The following is a 19,701-nucleotide window of genomic DNA, read 5'->3' on the forward strand; positions in this document are numbered from 1 at the left end:
ATAGACATAAGTGAACTGCCGATTATACCGGCTGCGGCGATCTCGTTCGAAGTTAGACCAGTAATCAAGCTGGTCAACTTACGGAAACCAAGATGAGCTGGGGAAAATAGAATTATCGCTAGTTCGCTTTTTTCTTGCAGCGCCACATCAGTGCTCCAAGAATGATTGCGAAAACGCTTACGGTGGCAAGTGAAGCCCAAAATTCTATCGGCATGTGAGTCTCCCAAGAGCCTAATCAAACCTTAACGCCATTTTGTAGAATTTTTCTATAAAAATAAAACCCCGGCAGGCGGGCAGCCTTGACCGGGGCAGCGCACCGTTTATGAGCGGGGGGCTTGGGTCCGGTGCGCAAGAATAAGATAGCGGCTCATTGATAGGAGTGAAGACGCTCGATCATAACGTTATCTTAAAAAACGAAACAAACCGGAGCATTTCTTCCTTCTAGACTTGAACTCGTCCTCCACCCGTTTTCGGATTGCTCATCCAAGGGATTGGCACTTCCGGTTCTTCGAGTATTCCGCGCTTCTTTGCAAAGCCTCGAATGGCGTTTTCTGCTGCTTCGACAGGTTTAACGCCATCATGGCTATCACAGCAGGCTTTCCACGCGGTCTCATATATTAAATCACGATCACGCTCCGGCCACTCGTAGAGAAAATCTAAGGCATCTCCAATACTGGTGATCTCACGCACAAGATAGGGGCCGTCCTTCACGAATACAGGACGGTCAAACAAACGGTCGTTCATCGAAACCTCCATTTGATCGAACGCGTTACGTCGGAATGACGGCCTCGATTTAGTCAGAAATTATGCCCTTTCAAGAGGGCAATTTATCAAAATCTGAGGAAAAAAATGAATATGCACCTTGGCGATACCCTCCTCTTGATTGAGGCAGGTCGAGAGCGTGGACTATCGCGCAATCAGATGGCGTATGTGTTGGCCACGCGTACCATGAGACTGCGCACACGATGAAGCCGATCAATGAAATGGGTGGCGAGAAATATCTCCGGTCTAAGAAATACTGGCCGTACATCGGGCGTGGAACCGTTGACGCAACGCCTTACACATTACTGTGTATACGGAAAATCAGCGGCAGAAATTGCCAACATGCTAGGCGTGGGTGATCGTGAACTGGTCTTGGTACTGAAGCAAGATTTACGGGACTGCGCTGTGTATTTTTGTTTCCTTTCCGTTCCCGGTGGGGATAAACGTTCTGAGGATTCATAACGGGTACGAAAGGAATTGAAATTCGTAACGAAGCATGTAAGGTTGCTTACACGATGGGAATTGTATCTAAAGCGACTTAGGGCCGCTTTTCTGTTTCCACATAGCTGTAGGCAGCTGAGTATTTTGCTATCGCTTTCGGAATGGCACTGCGACAATCCTAGACCGAAAGACGCTGGCAAATCCAAAGGCCGGTGCACCAGCATCGGGCCTTTTTTAATTCGAGCCAACGTCTCAACGGAATGCGAGGCGGCGAAAGTCGTGAAGGATGGGGATACCCGCCCGTTCCTCGTACCTAATCAGAACGGCGGCGCTGAAAGTCGCAGAAGCCAGTAGTAAGATAACGTAGACTGCTATCTTATCCGCCGCGAACGCGACGGGTCGAAGCCTTTGCTTCTTACGGGGCAACTCACAGGGATGCAGACATAACCTTCCTCCTAGCTCTCCGTTCCAAGCTGACAGGCTACGCCGTGGCAATTGCGGCGGCGGTGGCCGTCCTTGTCAGCGCGTATCTCAAAGGCCGGTCTGACAGCAAAACAGCGCAGACGGCACGAGACGCACAATCCGCAACCAAAGCACGGAAGATAGAAAATGAAGTCAGCCGTCTTGATGACAGCGCTGTTGACGCTCGGCTTGCTAAGTGGATGCGCGACAAGCGGTAATTACTGCGACGTGGCGCGGGCGATCTATGCCAGCCATGACGACACATCAGAAACCAAACGCCAGATCCTGGCTGAGAATGAGAAAATTGAAAAGCTGTGCGGGGTACGGCCTTGAGGGATACTGCAATGAATGAATTGATGGATGCAGACAGATGACAGGCACTGAAATCATGGGCGCGGTCGGCTTCATCGTGATGCTGTTCGGTTTCCTGTTTGGCCTTTGGAAGTATGTCGACAGCAAGATTAATGCCGCGAGAAACGAAACAGCCGCCAAGGCCGACGCAGCAACAGCACTTGCCGCACTGACGCGGCAGGAGTTGTCAGATTATAAGCTGCGTGCGGCCGAAACATTCGCCACAAAGGCCGGGATGCAAGAACAGACCTCACAGATCATGCGCGCCATTGAAAGCGTTGCAAACCGCATCGACGGGCTTACCGAGCGCATGGATCGTGTGTTTGAGCAGAAGACGACGCGGGCGCGATCCTGATGTAGAAAAAAGGCGGCCTTCGGGCCGTTTTAAAGCACGTTTAAGCCGTGGTTAAAGCATTAACGCCATGAGCTGGTGATCTATTAGGACCCGAGAACGGCTTTCTCTTGGGCTTAGGCAGTAATCCTTCACGTTGTGCTTTTTTCTTCGCTTCCTTTCGGGCTCTGCCTATAGCAGCTTCCTTTTCGCGAATTCGTTTTTCTGAAGGCTTTTCAAACGCACGGCGGGCCTTCATCTCACGGAAAACACCTTCACGCTGCAATTTCTTTTTCAAAACACGTAAGGCTTGATCAATGTTATTGTCTCGAACAAGAACTTGCATAATGGCTCCTAACTTCTAGCTTCCAAAGATAAATCATAGGCTATTCTCGCAGCCCTCAACCGATCGGTTTTCGCGGAGGCCGCGGATTTTTCTTCATTGAGAATAGACTTAGCTGTGTGATCAGTTCGAGACTTGAGCATTTCGGGATGCGTATTAATTCGCTTGAAAAGAGTATCTTTTGTGTATTCGGTTTTCATGGTGATGTCCTCCAAATATAGAACCAAGCCTTTGACTAACGGGCTCGACTTTTTGAACAACCGCCAGCAGTTCGTCTCAGTACGTTTGAAAGTTTTGACCAGTCGCGCGGTGAAGTCAGGCGCGTCGTGAGGTTCTTCACCAAACGGGGCTGCTCCAAAGGCGAAATATCAATCTTCCTAGATTGTGTTTTGAGGTTTTGTGAATGGTCTCGTTGGTTTTCCAAAAGAGCCTCTCTGTTAAATTAATTAATTCAATAAGCACGCAAAAAAAAGGGCCGAGCGTGCACTCGACCCTTTAAAAGTAAACTTCTTTCAACAGTGCCAGTACATCCGTGGTCAAAGGAAAGAAGAAAACCTATTTATGCAGCCTGCAGGTTGCAGGCAGACATTTTGCCCGACTTCATGTCGCGCTCCAAATCGTAGCCAATCTTCTGGCCTTCGACGATTTCGCGCATTCCGGCGCGCTCGACGGCAGAGATATGAACGAATGCATCAGCGCCGCCGTTGTCGGGCTGAATGAAGCCGAAGCCTTTTGTGGAATTAAACCATTTAACTGTGCCAGTGGTCATAATGAACCCTTTCATAGCAGTATAGATAGGAGCACGCATTTGCGTGACGCAAAGTGATAACGATTTTTAAAAGGGGGTTCGTTCAGGGTGCGGTGCTAAGCGCACAATAAAGCAAAACTCATCAAGAAAACATCGATAGTTGATACTTATTACATGCAGAGACAATTGTCAATTTATATTTATGAATTATTTCATAATAACAGATATCTTACATTTTAATTCAGGCATAAAAGAACCAATATTTATACAAAACTTATTACGGCGAGCCCTCCCGGACGGTGAACTCTCCGACCATAAAGCTGGGGTAACTAGGGCGCCCCATATGCCGACGTAGATTCAGGTAATGGAGCGACATCAGCACGATGGTCACGCATGACGCCCGTCATAAAATTCTGCAAAACTAGTTTCGACTGGTGAAAGAGTGGCCCGGATAGCGGCTTCATTCTTAACGTCACATAACCAGCCTTAGTCATCATTCGATTAAGGATGCGGTTGCTGATGTGGAAGTCGACGAGATGGATACTGGAAGACATGGAGTCCTCCTTTCAGATTGCGGGTATGGACGATTTTAGTCCTACAGCGAGCCCAAGTAAAAATCTAATGCTGACGCTTAAAGATCCGCCTTTATGGATAAAATAGCAAGCTAACAATTGAGGTCACTTAAAGGCAAAGTTCGCCAACTGTCTTTGCTGACTGTGACTGTGCCGCAGTTATTTCTGACATTCGCGGAGTCGGAGCAGAAGGTTTTCGAATAGACTTCCGCTTTCATCCAAACTTGCACAATTCATGCGTCGCAAAGTATCTCCAATTGAAGCGATACTCGGACTTCGCCGCAAAACACCCGACTGCCGTCTTGAAACTTCGCCTACGGATTCTGCCGACCGTCTTATTTCATTTTTAAGTGGCACAGGCGATCTCCGTTTACATGCACGACAGCAGAACACCATTCCATCGATTTAGTTCCAATTTGGATGGTTATCTGTCTAATTTAATTGGCACTGAATTTTAGGACAATTCATGATCGAACTACCGGCAAGTATCAGCCGTCATATCCTCAGCTTACGATTCCGACCAGTCAGACGAAGTACGGCGGCAGAACAATATCAACCGTGGAGTATGCGGATAGCTATCGCACTGTTGATATGGAGACGGAGCCATTGATGGCCGGACAGGCTGTGCAACTCCAGTCCTTTATTGCGGCGGCAAGGGGCGGCGCGGAGCCATCTGGTTCGCCGGGGCTATTCACTGTTGTGATTGAGTGGAGGCTTGAGAACAGTGAACACCGTTAAGCTAGGGCGCAGATATGTGAAGTGAACTAGGCCGTGTGGACGAATTGACTCAGGTATAAGTTTTCGGGTTCCAGATTATCACTTGAGGTGATTCATATGTTGTCGACGTGTTTGGAGGTCGGCAATGTGCACCAAGATGACAGAGAGTGACTATGAACTGGCACTGGAGGTTTTCCGCGCTTGTCTGCCAGCCGTTGGCGCGAAAGCCAAAAATGACCGTCTATTCCTTGAAGCGCTACATTATTTCACCCTCCACAACATCTCGTGGCGAGCACTGCCGGAACGGTATGGTAATTGGAACAGCATATGGAAGCGTTTTGACCGCTTGGGGAAAGCAGGTATTTTCGAAGACTATTTCTCCATTTTAGCTGGGCTTGATGAAAGCGCTCATCTGATTGCTATGTTCGACAGCACCGTAATTCGCGCCCATGTTTCTGCAGCCGGTGCAAAAGGGGGCAGGAAGGCCAAGCGCTCGGGTATTCGCGTGGAGGGTTTGGAACCAAAATCCATCTGAAAACCGACCGAAATGGTCAGCCCCTTGGGTTTGAACTGACCGGTGGTGAAGCTTCCGATAGCAAACAGTTTAAAAGCCTCATGGAAACAGGTCCTCAAATCACGCACCGCGCTATCATTGCTGATAAGGGCTATGATAGCGATGACAATCGAAAGACTGCGCGAATGGCTGGCGCTATTCCAGTGATCCCTTACAGATCAAACAGGCGGAATATTCCAAAACATTTTGCCGTAGCACTTTATCGAGGCCGCGCACGTATCGAACAAATGATGGGGAAGCTCAAACGGTTCAAACGTGTCGCTTTACGTTGCGAGAAAACAGCAAGAAACTTCCGATCAATCGTCGCAATCGCAGCGGTTTTCATCTTAATCAAATCCGTCCACACGGCCTAGTCGCATGAGCAAATTATAGTTCATAAGAAACCCCGGCTCGGAGGCGTGACGAGCCGGGGCTATGCAGGCCATCCATTAGCGTCATCAAGGCTGACCCGCATTCTGAAATTCTTAGTTTCTACGGCTCTCCGACCAGACCATATAGCCGATCAAAGCTAGCAAACCCGCAGTCACGAAAGCAATAAACCGACCCATAGCCGGCCCTCCCGTCGCTTAACTCTTGTGGCGGGAAAATATTTCATTCTAACAAAGAAAACCCCGGCAGGAGGTCCACGCCGAGGCTACGCCTGATCGATTGTCACACCTCACTGACGCTTAAATATCGTCTCACAAAACTAGAAAAAGACAACGGATTGCGTTTATCGAAATCCAAATCGAAGGATAGTTCGACAGTCACAATCAACGCACTTCTAAAACTTCTCCGGTGCGCCGATCAACAACAACACGCATATCATTGTCGCGACGGTCGATACCTCGGATGGCTTTGCAAAGAATGCGCAGACATCGCGGAGCATATCCGCTCCCGCCGCAGGCTCGACCCTTACGAACTGCGCGCCCTTGATACCGGCGTTGAAGCGGTCGGAGCTTTCCTTGGGTCCATAGGCAAAACCGACCTTGCTGACTGCGACGAGCTCGAAGCACGGATGCTGGTGAAAGCCGCATGGGGAGGCTGCGGGCGAGGGATGCGGGAAGCTTTGAAGGATGCGCCGTTTTAGGCAGGGCGCCGTTTTAGCATCCTGCCCACGACAATGACGTCAGGAAGCCTGACGCTTTGCTTCTAGCGAGTTGAGAAGATCGCTGAGTTCTTTGGCATCGCGGTAGTTCAAACCTACCGCCTGCCTAGCTCCCATTTCGACTGGCCTCTGAGCTTTTTGATCAAACACTGACCAGGTGTCGTTTACTCCGTTCGATGTCTTGTAGCGTCCACCGATGTACCGTCCACCCGTTAATGTCGATCTGCTCATGCGAGTCCTTTCAAGGAACGAATCAATTGAAGACTATGAGTACAGCTATGGTTAATTCAGCGCAACCTTTGGTCAATGATGCTGCCCCGATGCTCGACGTCGCGCTCTCCTATCAGGCGCAAAGCTGGCCAGTTTTTCCTTGTCGCCACCGCGACGAAGAAATCATCGATCCACAAACCGGCGAAATTGAAATCCTCGCCACCAAGACTCCGCTCACGAGCAACGGGTTCCGTGGCGCGACGCTGAATGAGCGCATTGTTCGCGAATACTGGCGCCGCAATCCTTCTGCTATGATCGGCGTGCCAACCGGAGCGCCAATTGGCGCATGGGTTCTTGATATCGATCCGAAACACGGTGGCGACGAAACCTTGGCGGCGCTGGAGGCTCAGCACGGCGCGTTGCCTGCAACGCTGACAGCCGAAACCACAAGCGGCGGCCGTCACTACTTCTTTCGTCATCGTCAGGGCGTTCGCAACCGTGGTGCGCTTGGTTCGGGCGTCGACGTTCGTGGTGACGGCGGCTATGTCATCGCAGCGGGCAGCGTGCCGGATAACCTTGCCCCTCTTTCGCACAGGGTCGACTGGCGTAAACTGGAAAGCGTCGCGCTGGGCAACGGGCAAGGCCTGACCAAGCCTCAAGATCATACGCCGGTCGTTATATCATGGGTATGGCCGACGAGCGAGGAAGTGGCAGAGACGATAACAGAGGACGAGCGCGAAGCCATCCGGGGTGTGGTAAACGGCGGTATGTATAAGCCAGCACCGCAAGCCAAGGATTGGGTAGGGCGCGCAGTTGCATATGCGCTGCAGCTCGATATTGACGAAGATACGGACAAGAAGCGCGTCAGCATGATCACTAAGGCGCTGTTTGCGGAGGGCTTCTTAATGAAAGTGGAAGACCGAGACCCTGTTCAGCGCAGGGCGACGACGTTTGTGAGAGCGATGTAAGAAGAGCGCCCTACGGGGCGCTTTTTTGTTAAGTCACCATTCATCATAACAAAGTCGATTTGAGCCGAGTGGCTCAATTGCATTTGGTGTGGCTAAATTACTACAGACTTTTATCACTCAACGACTATTCTAGATATAACAACTGAATTAGGGCGTATTACTCGAGCTTGGAGATTCAACATGAATATTAAGACAATTTTGCTCGCATCGACTGTTGCATTCGCAGGAATGTCTGGAGCGAACGCGGCAGATGCTGTTGTTTATGAAGAACCGGCCCCCGTAATTGTTGCACCAGTATTTTCCTGGACTGGTGGTTATCTCGGCGGGCAGATCGGCTATGGCTGGGGCAAGTCGCGTTTTAGCGATGACTTCGTAGTAAACCTTAAGCCAGATGGCTTTCTCGGCGGACTATACGCCGGGTACAATTTCGATATGGGCAACAATTTCGTCTTGGGTGTTGACGGTGATGTTACCTATAACAATTTGAAGGATAGCTATTCTGCTCTGGCTCCAGATGGCCTCACCGATAGCATTGAAAGCAAGTTGCGCTGGTCAGGTGCCGTGCGCGCTCGTGCAGGCGTAGCGATGGACCGTTTCATGCCGTACATCGCTGGTGGTGTTGCATTTGGTAGTGTGAAAAATACGCTTTCAATTTCTGACGGTATCAACGAGTTAAGCGCCTCACAGAGCAAAACTCACACGGGCTGGACTGCCGGTGCTGGTATTGATTACGCTGCGACTGATAATGTAATTGTTCGCCTCGAATATCGTTATACGGATTATGGCCACAAGGACTATGACTTTGATTTGGGCACAGGTTCCGCTCGAAATAAGTTTAAGACCAATGACGTGCGCCTCGGTGTAGCTTACAAGTTCTAAGCTCCTATTGCCGTCGAACTAAACCGCTCAGAGCAATCTGGGCGGTTTTTTTATAATTGCTCTTGTTGACACAACCTGCTGTCACAATCAAAATACAATCATAGGTAATGCGTAAGTCATACTGCATAAGTCTCAAAAAACCTAAAAAGACTTGCGCAAAAGCACGCTGCTTTTAGTGCGTAAGAGTTCTTATATAGAAACTTACGCACAAAGCGCGCAGCGCGTAGTTCTATGCGTTTGAGAACTACGCACTTTTTAGAAAATTTCCCGATTAAAAAATACAACCTGATTTGAGGTTGGCACATTTTCCATCTGCTACAACGTATTTCATTTGACCGACCTGTCACTCCCACCATGATGTGAATTGTTCCGCTACCAACCGGACACCCACGGAAGCCTACCCTCTCGGTCCCGATGAAAACAAGGCATCTCGGGCAACCGCCGATCCTTATATTCTACAGCGGAAAGCCGAGAATGAAGCCGCCGCTGAATACGAACGCAACGCTCTGCGCAAAGCTCAGCTTAGCAAGGATCAATTCGCGCTCGAAAACAAGATCGCGGAAGTTCGGAAGCGTTCTGAATCGGAAAACGCGAAACTCACTGCCGAGCAAATCAAGAGGATTGCCGAGGCTGAACTAGCCGGCGACAAGTCACGAACCTCTGAGGGCAAAAAGCCTAAAAAGGAAAAGAAGACACCCGACGACAAGTTCGACGGCGATCTTCAGAGCATAACAGACCGGACATCAGCACTGATTGCCGAGACCGAGGCCCAGCGCCAGATCAATCCATTGATTGATGATTACGGCTTTGCGGTCGAAAGAGCGCGTACAGAGCAGGAATTGCTCAATGCCGCACAGAAGGCGGGTGTGGAAGTGACACCGGCGCTCCGAGCTGAAATTAAAGCTACTGCCGACCAGTGGGCATTGGCTACGGTCGAAGCCAATCAGCTGAGCGAAGCGCAGGCAGAAATTCAGCAGAAGTCGGAAGAGTGGCGATCAACTGAAGTGGGTGCTTTCAAAGGTTTGGTTAGCGATCTTGCGTCAGGTAAGAATGCAGCTGAAGCCTTTGCCGACGCTTTGCAGAAGGTTCTCGACAAGCTTCTCGATATCCTTGCACAGTCGCTGTTTGATGGCCTGTTCGGTAAGACAGGCAGTTTCTTAGGCGATGCTCTCGGTGGCCTTCTTGGACGAAAAGACGGCGGACCTATTCCCGGTTATGCAAGCGGCGGTCGCGTTCGCGGTCCTGGTGGTCCAAGGGACGACAAGGTACTCATGTGGGGCAGCAATGGCGAGTTTATGATGAACGCCAACGCCACGCAGAAGTTCTTGCCTATCCTTGAAGCAATGAACGCTGGGCGGCTTCCCGAGTTCAGTAACGGTGGAAAGATCGGCATTCCGGCGCCGATGTCTCCCCGCGCATCGATACCCGTTCCAGTTATTCCCTCGGCCGCGCAACTGGTTGCAGGAAGCTCCAACACCGACAACTCACGGACAGACAACTCGGTCAACAGCTCGCCCGTGATCAACGTGAATGTAAGTGGTGCCACAGGTAATGCCGAGATTGCCAGCATGGTCCAACAAGGTGTGGCGCAGGGAATTAAAACTTGGCGTGGAAGCGTTGATTTCACCGCAGCGGTTGCGGGTGGAATAAAACAGGGCAACCGTAGAGGAATGCTCAATCGTTAATCGGGTGGCCATTGTGCCACCCATTTTTATATGAGGCTTAAATGAAACTGTTTTTCGTAGCTCGTGAACCGCTCAACTGGTCTGATGGTGATCTTCGGATCGTCGATCCAGAAGCGGTTGCTTATTCGAACACACTTGACGCAGCCAATGAAGCCGAAAGGCTAGCCCGAATTTATCCGGGCGAAAGTTTCATCGTGTTCGAAGGCATCGCCAAGCACTCGTTTAAGTGCGAGCCGGTGCCGGTGGTTCGGACACGACTTTAAGCGACATTAAACTCAGGCACCCTTCTGGGTGCCTTTTCATTTTAGGGAACAACCTCGGTTCCCCGTTCCTGCGGAAGAAGACACTTGGTCACGTACCATTCTTCATCGTTCAAATCGCCACGGGCCATCACCGCTCCTCGCAAAGAGCAGCTTTGAACAGAGTTCAGCATTTGAGAATCGCTAGCGTTCAGCCTCGGTGGGCGGACGTACATTTTTGCGATGGTGGAAATTGCAAGCGCCCGACTCTGCGAAATTCAGTCGCGCTTGGACCTGCGACAGCGGGCCGTTCGGACCACCTCGGACTAAGTCAGCATCATGATCGTCTTGCCCATCATCTTCCCAAAAACACACAGGGCAAATCTCGTAGCCGCCTCGCTCTGAAAGAGTGGCGAAATGGCAGCACGGGCACCGGTATGCTTGCCCCTCAACGTGTGGCTCAATGATGTTGCGAAATGGCATGGCGAGAGGTTCACCTCAGTCACAGACTTTGTCAACATGGTCTAGATCGGCCTTCGGGCCGTTCTATTTTTTATTCAGGACAATCCATGATCGAACTACCGGAAAGTATCGGCTTCCAGCCATCCTATCCTCAGCTCACAATTCCGACCAGTCAGACAAAGTACGGCGGCAGGACGATATCAACCGTCGAGTATGCAGATAGCAATCGGACGGTCGATATGGAGACGGTGCCATTGACGGCCGGACAGGCTGTGCAACTCCAGTCCTTTATTGCGGCGGCAAGGGGCGGAGCAGAAACTATTATTTACCGGCCGACGCATATTTGCATCCCGCAAGCATATTGGGGCGACGCTGATAATCCTCACATAGGCGGCACAGCCACGCGCGGAGCAGTGACAGGCGGATACACGGTTCAACTGACAAACGTCGTTCCCGGCCTCATTTTGAAGCCAGGAGATATGTTCTCACTTCAGAGCGGTGACTATAGGCAAATGCTGCAGGTCGTCATTGGCGGAGTGGCTGCCAGCACGACGCTGACGGTCAAGGTCGATCAGCCGGTATCGTCATACGCTGGCGCTGGCGCAACGGTGCGGTACAAACGTCCAGAGATGAATACACGCCTCGTGAAGGATAGCTTCCAAATGGCAAGCGGTCATTTTCCAACGGCCAGTTTTCAGCTGATTGAGGTGCCAAGATGAGCAATTTCTTTATTGCTGAACGCAAAAACCTCTAGCTTTCCAACACTTTTCGATTCTTACTATCGCTAGGGTTGAAAAGGGGCGTATTATGATTCTTGAGAATCTCCGCGTAAATCGCGTGATCATGCATGAAATATTCAAACGGAATAACGATCGCGAGTTGGTTACACCGAGTTATTCTGACTCTATAGAAATATTGGATGCTGAAGCTAAAGCTACTTTTCAGATGCGGGTGACCGATGCGCTATCAGCGCAATCGAAAAGCATGGAAATGCGTATCACTGAACTGGATGACTTAAGTGTCGTTGCAAGCGCAGAGAAAATCATTTTCGAAGTTGGTGCAACAGGAGATCAAAAATTCATAGATGTTTCAAAATCTCTCGCATTTAAGCTAGCAAAAGCCCAAACGTCTAGGCGATACCTAGGTGGCGTCGTTATAGTTTTCGACGGTAAATTCGGTGTACCTGAACGACATTTTGTCGGAGTTATTAAAGCTGAAACTCAGAGTGGTTTTCGCCGTCTGCGAGATAAAGAAAAAATTCTAACTCAATTCCTGAACGATATATTTTTAACTCCTGCACAACGATTGTATAAAATTGGTTTCTTGATCCCCGGAAAGCAGTCTGACGGAAGATCCGGTTGGTCGTGTTTCATTTTCGATAGCAACATAACATCTAATCAACGTGAAAGTGCGGCGCAGTATTTTTACGAGAGTTTTATGGGTTGCACGTTCCCTTCAAACGGAGCCTATGAGACATCAAAATTCTTCGATTTGACTAAAAAGTTCGTTCGTAATTCGGATTTAGAACCCGAAAAGAAACGGGATATTAATGATGCCCTCTTCACATTTGTAAAAGTGGAGCAGTCTCCGACATTCACTTCTCAAGAATTCGCCGAAAAGTATTTACCACTTGAGGTGCGTGACGGATTCTCATCATTCTTGCAGAGCAACAAGTTTCCGGAACGAGCTGTAGTTCGAGACGTATCCGATATGGGAACGCGATTGAAGCGGCGAAAATTCAAATTTGGATCCGATGCGGAATTTTCGGCGTCACCAGAAGCCCTCCGAAACAAGAAGGTAGAAATTAAAACTGTCGAAGCAAAGAAGCTGGGTGGAGATGATGACGAACCGTGGACTCAGATTATTGTTCGTCAACAAATGACTGATCAACTATGACTTCTGAAGAAGAATTCCTGCGCAAATGGAAAGAGGAAGAACCCCTTTACATAGCGTGGGGACGCTTCATTTATAGCAAGATGACTTCTTTAATTGATAGCAAGATAAACCCCAGGAATGTCGACGCGTTTCTTAGGCTTCCTGTTAAGCCGCGCGTCAAGGAGGCAGACTCGTTACTTCAAAAAGCTTTCTATCGCCAAAAAAACTACATCGACCCCTATTCTGAAATTGAAGATAAAATAGGATTGAGGTTCGTGGTTTTGCTAGCAAGAGATGTAAGGGTGATTGAAGATGCTATTTTAGAGGGTGGTTGTTACTGGAATTACGAAAAAGCTCGCGACTACGAAGATGAGCGCGCAGCAAAGCCCGAGGAGTTCGGCTACCAATCAGTACATTATGTTTTGAAGTCGAAATTCGGCTTCAGAGACGAAAGCACAGATATACCGGAAGGATTACCCTGCGAGGTCCAGGTGCGCACACTTCTACAGCATGCATATAGTGAGCTGACACATGACACAATTTACAAGCCATCAATAAAAGCAACACCGCAGATGAAGCGCGCGGCTGCTAAGAGCATGGCACTTATTGAAGCAACGGATGACTATTTTACCGAAGTATCTAGGCTGATTGATAATGTCGTCGAGTCGTCATCCCGTATCGAGGAAACTCTTTTCTCAGTTTACAAAGATAAGGTTTCCGACGAGGGTGTGAGCCAGATTACCCCCCTGAATTCACTAATTACAGACCGTTATGGAAAACTCATAAAAGAGGGTTTTTCTAGTGAATTGGAGGTATTTTTCAAAGAAAAACCTTATATATTTGATCGTATAAAAGAACGTCGTGAAAGCGCGCAGCTTTACAGGGTGCCCGCAATAATCCTCGTCTATTATTGTGTCGCAAAATTTCCGACTGCAGCTAAGTATGATACGCCGCTTGATGATTCCGAACTTGCCATGATTTATTCGGATTTGGGATTATCTTTGGCAATAAATTAATTGGTTTCTGCAATGGCCATTTTCCGACAAGATCATCTCCAAGCAATCGCAGATGCTTTAGCTGACACGAACGAGGGGTTAACCGGGACTGAGATAGCGCATTTGCTTGCGACGTGCAGTATAAAGGATACAGACCCCTCCAGCACGAAGAGGTATAGGCTTTATAACGCATTTGTTCATGATCAAAACGCTCGACAAAGTCGAAGCAATATTCTTGCATTCATACGAAAATCTATGAAACCCGCACGCTTCATGGTAACCGGTGTTCTGGCCCCACGTTGCTTGCCGTCGCCTGATCTGTGATCGGCTTTCCATGGATGAAGAACAGGAGTTTCTCCATGGAGACTACATTGGAGTTTCTCACAACCAGGAAGCCTAGACGTGAGGTTCACCGACATTGGCCGGACGAGGTCAAGGCGAAGATTGTTTCGGAAAGCTTGAGGCCTGGCACGAAAGTCAATGAAGTTGCGCAGCGCTATGGATTGCGAGCGAACAGCCTTTCCACCTGGCGGACAATGGCGCGGCAGGGCAAGCTGATCCTGCCGGCACCGGAGGATGCGGTAGAGTTCGCGGCGGTGATCGTCGATCCGCCAGTTTCGGAACCGCCGCCTAAAACGGTTGGCCGCCCCGAGATCGTCTTCGGTTCTGTTATCATTCGCCTTGAGGAAGGGGCATCTGCTGCCCGGATCGCCGCTATCGTGCGTGCCTTGGCGGCGGCGACATGATCTTTCCATCGAACCGTGTCCGGATCATGGTGGCGACCAAGCCGGTAGACTTTCGCAAAGGCCATGACGGATTGGCGGCGCTGGTAAAGAACGAGCTGCACAAGGACCCGTTCACAGGAACGGTCTTCGTGTTCCGCTCTCGTAAGGCAGACCGGCTGAAGCTGATCTACTGGGATGGCTCTGGTATCGTCCTGGCTTACAAGCGGCTGGAAGAGCACACCTTCACTTGGCCCGGTATCAAGGATGGCCTGATGACGCTGAGTCACCCTCAGTTCGAGGCGCTGTTTGCTGGCCTTGATTGGCGGCGGGTTCATGCTGTCCAGACGAGAACGCCGGAGGCCATCGAATAGCTGCGGCACGATGACTCACGACGACAGATTCCAAAGGCAAAACGGCTGGATTTTGGTAGGTTCTAGCCATGCTGGATGCCGCTGACCTTCCCGATGATATTGCCGCCCTGAAGGCGATGCTGCTCGCAGCCCAGGCACGCGAGGCAGGCAAAGACGCCCAGATAGCCCGCAAGGATGAGCGGATCGAACGGCTTGAGAAACTGGTCGCAGCGTTCAAGCAGGCAGCCTTTGGGCGCAAGTCCGAGAAGACTGATGCCGACCAGTTCGATCTGGCATTGGAAGACCTGGAAACGGCCATGGCAGCGATCCATGCCGAGGATGAGGCGGACGTTCCTGCTGGAAACAGGATTGCCAAGCCACGCGCGATCAATCGCGGCTCCCTTCCAAAGCATCTTCCCCGTATCGAAGAGGTGATCGAGCCGGAAAGCCTCATCTGTGCTTGCGGTGGATGCCTGCATTGCATTGGCGAGGATGTCTCCGAGCGTTTGGACGTGGTCCCGGCGCAGTTCCGCGTCATCGTCACGCGTCGTCCCAAATATGCGTGCCGTGCCTGCACCGACGGCGTCGTCCAGGCCCCAGCTCCCGCTCGGTTGATCCAGGCAGGGCTTCCGACGGAAGCCACCGTCGCCCATGTGCTGGTCTCCAAATATGCCGATCACCTTCCGCTTTACCGCCAGGCCCAGATCATGAGCCGCCAAGGCATCGATCTCGACCGATCCACGCTTGCCGATTGGGTTGGCCGGGCAGCGTTCGAATTGCGCCCCGTCTTCGATGCACTGATTGCCGACCTGAAGCGCTCGACCAAGCTGTTCATGGACGAGACTCGAGCCCCCGTTCTCGATCCCGGCTCCCGCAAAACCAAGACCGGATACTTCTGGGCGCTGGCGCGGGATGATCGTCCTTGGGGCGGCGGCGCTCCGCCGGGCGTGGCCTTCACATACGCTCCAGGCCGTGGAGGCATTCACGCCGAACGGATATTGCAGGGCTTCTCCGGCATCCTGCAGGTCGATGGTTATGCGGGATACAACAGGCTGATCGGACCCGACCGCATAGGCCTGGACATTCGGCTTGCCTATTGCTGGGCACACGCTCGTCGCAAGCTGGTGGAAATCGCCCGCAACGGCTCAGCACCCATTGCCGAGGACGGTGTAAAGCGGATTGGTGAACTGTATCGGATCGAGGCCGAACTGCGTGGCCTTGATCCGGAAGCTCGCCTTGCTGGACGGCAGGAACGATCAGCGCCACTGGTCGCCGATATTCAGACTTGGCTCCTCCATCACCGTGCCCGTGTCGCTGGCAAGTCACCGCTTGGCGAAGCCTTGGCCTATATTGCCAAATACTGGGATGGTCTGAAGCTCTTTCTGACCGACGGTCGTATCGAGATCGACAACAACACCGTCGAGCGAACCATCAGGCCGATAGCCCTCAACCGCAAGAACGCACTCTTTGCCGGACATGACGTGGGAGCTGAGAACTGGGCGACCATCGCTTCGCTCATCGAGACATGCAAGCTCAATTCCGTTGATCCGTTTGCCTATTTGGCGGCCACGCTGACGGCCATCGTCAACGGCCATAAGCAGAGCCGGATCGACGAGCTGCTGCCGTGGAATTGGAACAAAGCAACCCAAGTTTAGCGGCCTTTTTGGTTCGAAGGGCCGAATCTACCTGTTCTCCGCAGCTCAATGACAGGGTTATGAGGCCGAACAGTTATGGTGCGCTCGCTCCGGTAAGTCCTCCCGAGATCAGAAACAATTTCAATTTCGCAAGCGACCTTGGCTGGGGCAACGATGGAAACCTTGATGGTTGCATTCGCGAGCCACACCTGCGGCATCGAATTGGCCTCCATCATTCGCAGAACCGCGCCTCGATAATACTTCTCTGACGCAGCGATGACGCGATTGTCAGGAGCCTCAGTCGCGTCCCTCAGCCTGAGCTGAAGTTGGCTTTCGCCTAGACGTTCGAGGAGCGCAACGTACTGGCCCAAGGACCAATAACCATCGTGATCGTTGTACCGGCTAACAAACGTTCCGAGGATGTCGTGGCAAATCCCGTTAAACTGGTTTCTTCTGGACATCTGAAATCTGAATCTCTTGCCGCGAACAGAGCATATAGGAGCAATTCCCGATAGCAACGGCTCCGGCTCAAGACAATGTGGGTCTGAAACATCGGTTACGCTTCATGCGCGAACCTCACCGGTTCGAACCATTGAGACAGAACCTCAATAAAGCACTCGGCTTTACAGGTCTCGTAATGCATGAAACAGGAGAGTTAACTGGAATCGAAACGGTCAGCACGATTTCGGAGGCGCAGCGACGAGCCCAAGCTTTACGAACCGATTTGATTGCGCGCGGCGTCCATCCGGACGTGCTGATGTTCTGTCGGGAAGAACTGCTTCATCAAAACCATTTTCACGCCGTACTTGAAGCAGTTAAGAGCGTAGCGGATAAGCTTAGACGTCGAACCGGCTTGGATGGGGATGGCGGAGATTTAGTTGACAGAGCTTTGACCGGTGAGAAGCCAATGCTCGCAATCAACTCTCTGAGCTCGAAGAGCGAACGCGACGAGCAAAAAGGATTCGCCAACCTTCTTAAAGGCACCTTCGGAATGTTCCGAAATCCAACTGCTCATGAGGCGAGGATTAACTGGGATATGAAGAAAGAGGACGCAGAAGATTTACTGTCTCTTGTATCTCTCATTCACCGACGAATTGACGCTGCCGTCATGCCGCCACGGGTGTAACTCACCTACGGGTCAATTCTTTTCTGCGTTGTCGTGCACAAATCTGGCTCACTCGTCCTGGAGTAATTCCGTACTCCCGACTTAGGCTCGCGTATGTTTCGCCAGCTAGATTTCTTTCATAAATTTGATAAGCACGATCTTGCGCGTCTAATAACTGCGACTGGTTACGATTAAAGGTCTCACGCTCCTCCGGTGTCCAGATTTTATATGTCTCGACACCTGAGCTTTTGTACCGAATCCTAACAATATAGCGTCCGTCAACCATTCCTCGAACGTCGTAAGAGCCATTCTTGAATTGAACCACTTCACCCAATGACATTAGCTAATCCTTATTCAGCTTCCCCAGCTTCTCAGCCAAGCGCTCCTGCGCAGCCGCTGAGCGGGCGGTGTTTTCTACAATGGATGAGATGCAGAACATTAAAACGCCGGTCACAAGAGCGGATGCTGCGTAAACAAGAAAGAATACGCCGCCACGATCTAGAGCTGCGAATCCGACAATAGCCAGGAAGGCAGCCGCCACCAGACTAAAAAGGCCAATAAGTTTTGCGGCATTAGCAGCCATGTTTGCCCCCTATCTTGATCAGGAAGTTTAGATCGCGGTGCTATGGAGAGGCAAGTGGTCATGCTTTATAATTTCACAGATACATTCTCACCTTGTAAAAAGCGTTTTCAATCGAGCGAGTTTCATGATCTTGAAGCCTCACCCGCTTTCGATATGAGCGCAGCGTGGACGCCGCCTCAGCCGCAATGTTTTTTAAAGGCGGAGTAACTTTATCACTATTGGCAATCTCTGAACACAATTGAAGTTTTTCACTAAATGTATCGACGGTATTGATTCGCTGGCGCCAATTTTCCAGCATAGGATCTGGGCTCACCTTGGTATCCGTGGGTACATCTTGGATACTGTCTAAGATTGGCCAAAGATCGTCCACGTAATCTTCGTAGAACGCTATAAAATCGACTGCTGTCCAACTCATATGCGAGTTGCCCAAATATAACCTATGAGTAATCGAATGAATTCTGTGATCTTGCGGTAATAGTCTCGATGCGCCGATCAGCGCCACAAGCCAGTCATGGAAAGTATCTTTTGAAAAGGATTGGTCTTTGGGGGCGTGTAGCGTTAATCGATGAATGCGTGTGAGAGCATTATTGGTTGCCTCCTCGCCGGTTCGATAAATTCTGTCTTTCCTCATGCCATCTCCTAACCTAGTGGCAGAGGATAAATTAGCTCAATAGGTCAAGGCAAGCATCAATCCTGACGATCTCTCAAACGTACGCCTGGACCCGCTCCATTTTGATCAATGAAAATGATTCCGGCAGCTTCAAGGGCGGTGCGGATGTCGCGCAGTGTACGATCGTAAGGTGTAGATTTTTCAGATTCGAAGTTAGCGAGTGTGGCTCTACCAACCTTTGCCGCGTCACACAAATCTGTCTGTGACCAAGCCAGGAGAGCGCGAGCTGCACGACATTGGGATGCTGTAAGCATATTTTTTGCCTAACTCGATATTATTTGTATTGACTTTATTAACTGTGATATTTTATGCATAGCATTATAGAAATTGCATAGAGTTGTACAGCGACACTATCAATCATCCTAAACAGATTACTAATTCCTGCCCGAGGAGATCACCCAATGCAGCACGCAGTGCCAGCAATCGCCCCTGCACGCCCTAGATCCGGTCACAACATGCGCTCGATCGTCCATCGTGCCCAAAGCCGTAAGCCGCGCAATCTGTGCGCCATGATCATTGATGGTGAAGCTGTGTGGGTGGACATCAACCGATATGAAGGTTCAGGCCCCGCTGTTGTTATCGAGCATAATGGCCGTATCCGCCTCATTGACATTGAAGCCGAAGCTTTAGGGTACAAGCTATTCGGCGCGCGCACTGCGCTTGGAGGATGGTTTCCATCGGGCCTAAGTAAGCGTGGCATGGCGCGAAACAGCGTGATCGTGGTTGGCATGGTCATCGATGCGCCAATTCGCGGTGATGTCATCGAGGGGGAGCTGGCATGACCCCGATTGAGACCGCCAGAGAAGCTTTCTTCGAACTTGATGACATCATTGGTCGGTTAAATTCAGCAATCTGTGTCATGGACATGCTGACTGAGAATACGCCGCAGAACCTCGGCACGATTATTCGGTGAAGTGCGGGCCGCTGAGTTGC

Annotated in this window: 26 protein-coding genes and 1 pseudogene; 18 read left to right on the forward strand and 9 right to left on the reverse strand. The window is 50.7% G+C overall.

What is annotated here, in order from left to right:
• Positions 1-441: 441 nt before the first annotated feature.
• Positions 442-744, reverse strand: coding sequence for a DUF982 domain-containing protein (locus CES85_RS00005; protein WP_095444054.1), 303 nt, complete (start codon positions 742-744; stop codon positions 442-444).
• 1,068 nt (positions 745-1,812) lie between these two features.
• Between CES85_RS00005 and CES85_RS00015 the strand changes: the two genes are divergently transcribed.
• The gene (locus tag CES85_RS00015; RefSeq protein ID WP_095444055.1) at positions 1,813-1,998 is read left to right on the forward strand and encodes a hypothetical protein; all 186 of its coding nucleotides are present in this window, start codon (positions 1,813-1,815) and stop codon (positions 1,996-1,998) included.
• A gap of 37 nt (positions 1,999-2,035) precedes the next feature.
• Positions 2,036-2,371 (forward strand): hypothetical protein, encoded by a 336-nt coding sequence (locus tag CES85_RS00020; protein WP_095444056.1) that lies wholly within the window; start codon positions 2,036-2,038, stop codon positions 2,369-2,371.
• A gap of 40 nt (positions 2,372-2,411) precedes the next feature.
• On the opposite strand, the gene rpsU is transcribed toward CES85_RS00020, so the two are convergent.
• The 3 genes from rpsU to CES85_RS00040 all read right to left on the reverse strand — a co-directional run bounded on the left by rpsU (position 2,412) and on the right by CES85_RS00040 (position 3,992).
• Entirely contained in the window at positions 2,412-2,693 is a 282-nt protein-coding gene (gene rpsU, locus CES85_RS00025; RefSeq protein ID WP_095444057.1) for a 30S ribosomal protein S21, read from the reverse strand.
• Between the two features lie 556 nt (positions 2,694-3,249).
• The gene (locus CES85_RS00035; RefSeq protein ID WP_095444059.1) at positions 3,250-3,459 is read right to left on the reverse strand and encodes a cold-shock protein; all 210 of its coding nucleotides are present in this window, start codon (positions 3,457-3,459) and stop codon (positions 3,250-3,252) included.
• Positions 3,460-3,767: 308 nt separating this feature from the next.
• Entirely contained in the window at positions 3,768-3,992 is a 225-nt protein-coding gene (locus CES85_RS00040) for a hypothetical protein (protein WP_095444060.1), read from the reverse strand.
• A gap of 880 nt (positions 3,993-4,872) precedes the next feature.
• On the opposite strand from CES85_RS00040, the gene CES85_RS00045 reads away from it, so the two are divergent.
• The 3 genes from CES85_RS00045 to CES85_RS27595 all read left to right on the forward strand — a co-directional run bounded on the left by CES85_RS00045 (position 4,873) and on the right by CES85_RS27595 (position 6,370).
• Positions 4,873-5,262 carry a transposase gene (locus tag CES85_RS00045; protein ID WP_095444061.1) on the forward strand — a complete coding sequence of 130 codons (390 nt, stop codon included), beginning with the start codon at positions 4,873-4,875 and terminating at the stop codon, positions 5,260-5,262.
• A complete protein-coding gene (locus CES85_RS00050) occupies positions 5,253-5,654 on the forward strand; it encodes an IS5 family transposase (protein WP_095444062.1) in 402 nt (133 codons plus the stop codon). Before CES85_RS00045 ends, CES85_RS00050 begins: the two co-directional genes overlap by 10 nt.
• Positions 5,655-6,007: 353 nt before the next feature.
• On the forward strand, positions 6,008-6,370 hold the full coding sequence (locus CES85_RS27595) for a DUF6511 domain-containing protein (RefSeq protein ID WP_244923146.1): 363 nt from the start codon (positions 6,008-6,010) through the stop codon (positions 6,368-6,370).
• Between the two features lie 39 nt (positions 6,371-6,409).
• On the opposite strand, the gene CES85_RS00060 is transcribed toward CES85_RS27595, so the two are convergent.
• On the reverse strand, positions 6,410-6,619 hold the full coding sequence (locus tag CES85_RS00060) for a hypothetical protein (RefSeq protein ID WP_095444063.1): 210 nt from the start codon (positions 6,617-6,619) through the stop codon (positions 6,410-6,412).
• A 47-nt stretch (positions 6,620-6,666) separates the two neighbouring features.
• On the opposite strand from CES85_RS00060, the gene CES85_RS00065 reads away from it, so the two are divergent.
• The 4 genes from CES85_RS00065 to CES85_RS00080 all read left to right on the forward strand — a co-directional run bounded on the left by CES85_RS00065 (position 6,667) and on the right by CES85_RS00080 (position 10,393).
• Positions 6,667-7,566 (forward strand): bifunctional DNA primase/polymerase, encoded by a 900-nt coding sequence (locus CES85_RS00065; RefSeq protein ID WP_244923147.1) that lies wholly within the window; start codon positions 6,667-6,669, stop codon positions 7,564-7,566.
• Between the two features lie 180 nt (positions 7,567-7,746).
• Entirely contained in the window at positions 7,747-8,445 is a 699-nt protein-coding gene (locus tag CES85_RS00070) for an outer membrane protein (RefSeq protein WP_095444064.1), read from the forward strand.
• A 359-nt stretch (positions 8,446-8,804) separates the two neighbouring features.
• On the forward strand, positions 8,805-10,130 hold the full coding sequence (locus CES85_RS00075; RefSeq protein ID WP_095444065.1) for a hypothetical protein: 1,326 nt from the start codon (positions 8,805-8,807) through the stop codon (positions 10,128-10,130).
• A gap of 41 nt (positions 10,131-10,171) precedes the next feature.
• Positions 10,172-10,393 (forward strand): hypothetical protein, encoded by a 222-nt coding sequence (locus CES85_RS00080; RefSeq protein WP_095444066.1) that lies wholly within the window; start codon positions 10,172-10,174, stop codon positions 10,391-10,393.
• A gap of 180 nt (positions 10,394-10,573) precedes the next feature.
• Here CES85_RS00080 and CES85_RS00085 read toward each other — a convergent pair whose 3' ends face one another.
• A complete protein-coding gene (locus CES85_RS00085) occupies positions 10,574-10,852 on the reverse strand; it encodes a CPCC family cysteine-rich protein (protein WP_095444067.1) in 279 nt (92 codons plus the stop codon).
• A gap of 86 nt (positions 10,853-10,938) precedes the next feature.
• Here CES85_RS00085 and CES85_RS00090 point away from each other — a divergent pair, with 86 nt between their 5' ends.
• The 7 genes from CES85_RS00090 to CES85_RS00130 all read left to right on the forward strand — a co-directional run bounded on the left by CES85_RS00090 (position 10,939) and on the right by CES85_RS00130 (position 17,536).
• Positions 10,939-11,550 (forward strand): hypothetical protein, encoded by a 612-nt coding sequence (locus CES85_RS00090; protein ID WP_095444068.1) that lies wholly within the window; start codon positions 10,939-10,941, stop codon positions 11,548-11,550.
• Between the two features lie 88 nt (positions 11,551-11,638).
• Positions 11,639-12,727, forward strand: a complete 1,089-nt coding sequence (locus tag CES85_RS00095) for a nucleoid-associated protein (RefSeq protein WP_095444069.1) — start codon at positions 11,639-11,641, stop codon at positions 12,725-12,727.
• Positions 12,724-13,722, forward strand: a complete 999-nt coding sequence (locus tag CES85_RS00100; protein ID WP_095444070.1) for a GTP pyrophosphokinase — start codon at positions 12,724-12,726, stop codon at positions 13,720-13,722. Before CES85_RS00095 ends, CES85_RS00100 begins: the two co-directional genes overlap by 4 nt.
• Positions 13,723-14,060: 338 nt before the next feature.
• Positions 14,061-14,447, forward strand: a complete 387-nt coding sequence (gene tnpA, locus CES85_RS00110; RefSeq protein WP_244923145.1) for an IS66-like element accessory protein TnpA — start codon at positions 14,061-14,063, stop codon at positions 14,445-14,447.
• Positions 14,444-14,797, forward strand: coding sequence for an IS66 family insertion sequence element accessory protein TnpB (gene tnpB, locus CES85_RS00115; RefSeq protein WP_095444071.1), 354 nt, complete (start codon positions 14,444-14,446; stop codon positions 14,795-14,797). Before tnpA ends, tnpB begins: the two co-directional genes overlap by 4 nt.
• A gap of 68 nt (positions 14,798-14,865) precedes the next feature.
• Positions 14,866-16,431: an IS66 family transposase gene (gene tnpC / locus CES85_RS00120; RefSeq protein WP_095444072.1), complete on the forward strand. Its 1,566-nt coding sequence runs from the start codon at positions 14,866-14,868 to the stop codon at positions 16,429-16,431.
• Between the two features lie 544 nt (positions 16,432-16,975).
• A complete protein-coding gene (locus CES85_RS00130; RefSeq protein WP_095444074.1) occupies positions 16,976-17,536 on the forward strand; it encodes a TIGR02391 family protein in 561 nt (186 codons plus the stop codon).
• 322 nt (positions 17,537-17,858) lie between these two features.
• On the opposite strand, the gene CES85_RS00140 is transcribed toward CES85_RS00130, so the two are convergent.
• The 3 genes and pseudogenes from CES85_RS00140 to CES85_RS28280 form a co-directional block, all read right to left on the reverse strand.
• Complete coding sequence (locus CES85_RS00140) at positions 17,859-18,098, reverse strand: hypothetical protein (RefSeq protein WP_095444076.1); 240 nt, start codon at positions 18,096-18,098, stop codon at positions 17,859-17,861.
• A 73-nt stretch (positions 18,099-18,171) separates the two neighbouring features.
• Positions 18,172-18,729, reverse strand: a complete 558-nt coding sequence (locus CES85_RS00145) for a hypothetical protein (RefSeq protein WP_095444077.1) — start codon at positions 18,727-18,729, stop codon at positions 18,172-18,174.
• 59 nt (positions 18,730-18,788) lie between these two features.
• Positions 18,789-19,022: pseudogene (locus CES85_RS28280) on the reverse strand (helix-turn-helix domain-containing protein); the annotation flags it as partial.
• Between the two features lie 147 nt (positions 19,023-19,169).
• On the opposite strand from CES85_RS28280, the gene CES85_RS00155 reads away from it, so the two are divergent.
• Together CES85_RS00155 and CES85_RS28050 are read left to right on the forward strand one after the other, a co-directional pair.
• Entirely contained in the window at positions 19,170-19,550 is a 381-nt protein-coding gene (locus CES85_RS00155; RefSeq protein ID WP_095444079.1) for a hypothetical protein, read from the forward strand.
• On the forward strand, positions 19,547-19,681 hold the full coding sequence (locus CES85_RS28050) for a hypothetical protein (protein ID WP_280523371.1): 135 nt from the start codon (positions 19,547-19,549) through the stop codon (positions 19,679-19,681). The genes CES85_RS00155 and CES85_RS28050 overlap by 4 nt, the downstream gene beginning before the upstream one ends.
• Positions 19,682-19,701: the final 20 nt, after the last annotated feature.

Source organism: Ochrobactrum quorumnocens (genome assembly GCF_002278035.1).
Lineage (GTDB): Bacteria > Pseudomonadota > Alphaproteobacteria > Rhizobiales > Rhizobiaceae > Brucella > Brucella quorumnocens.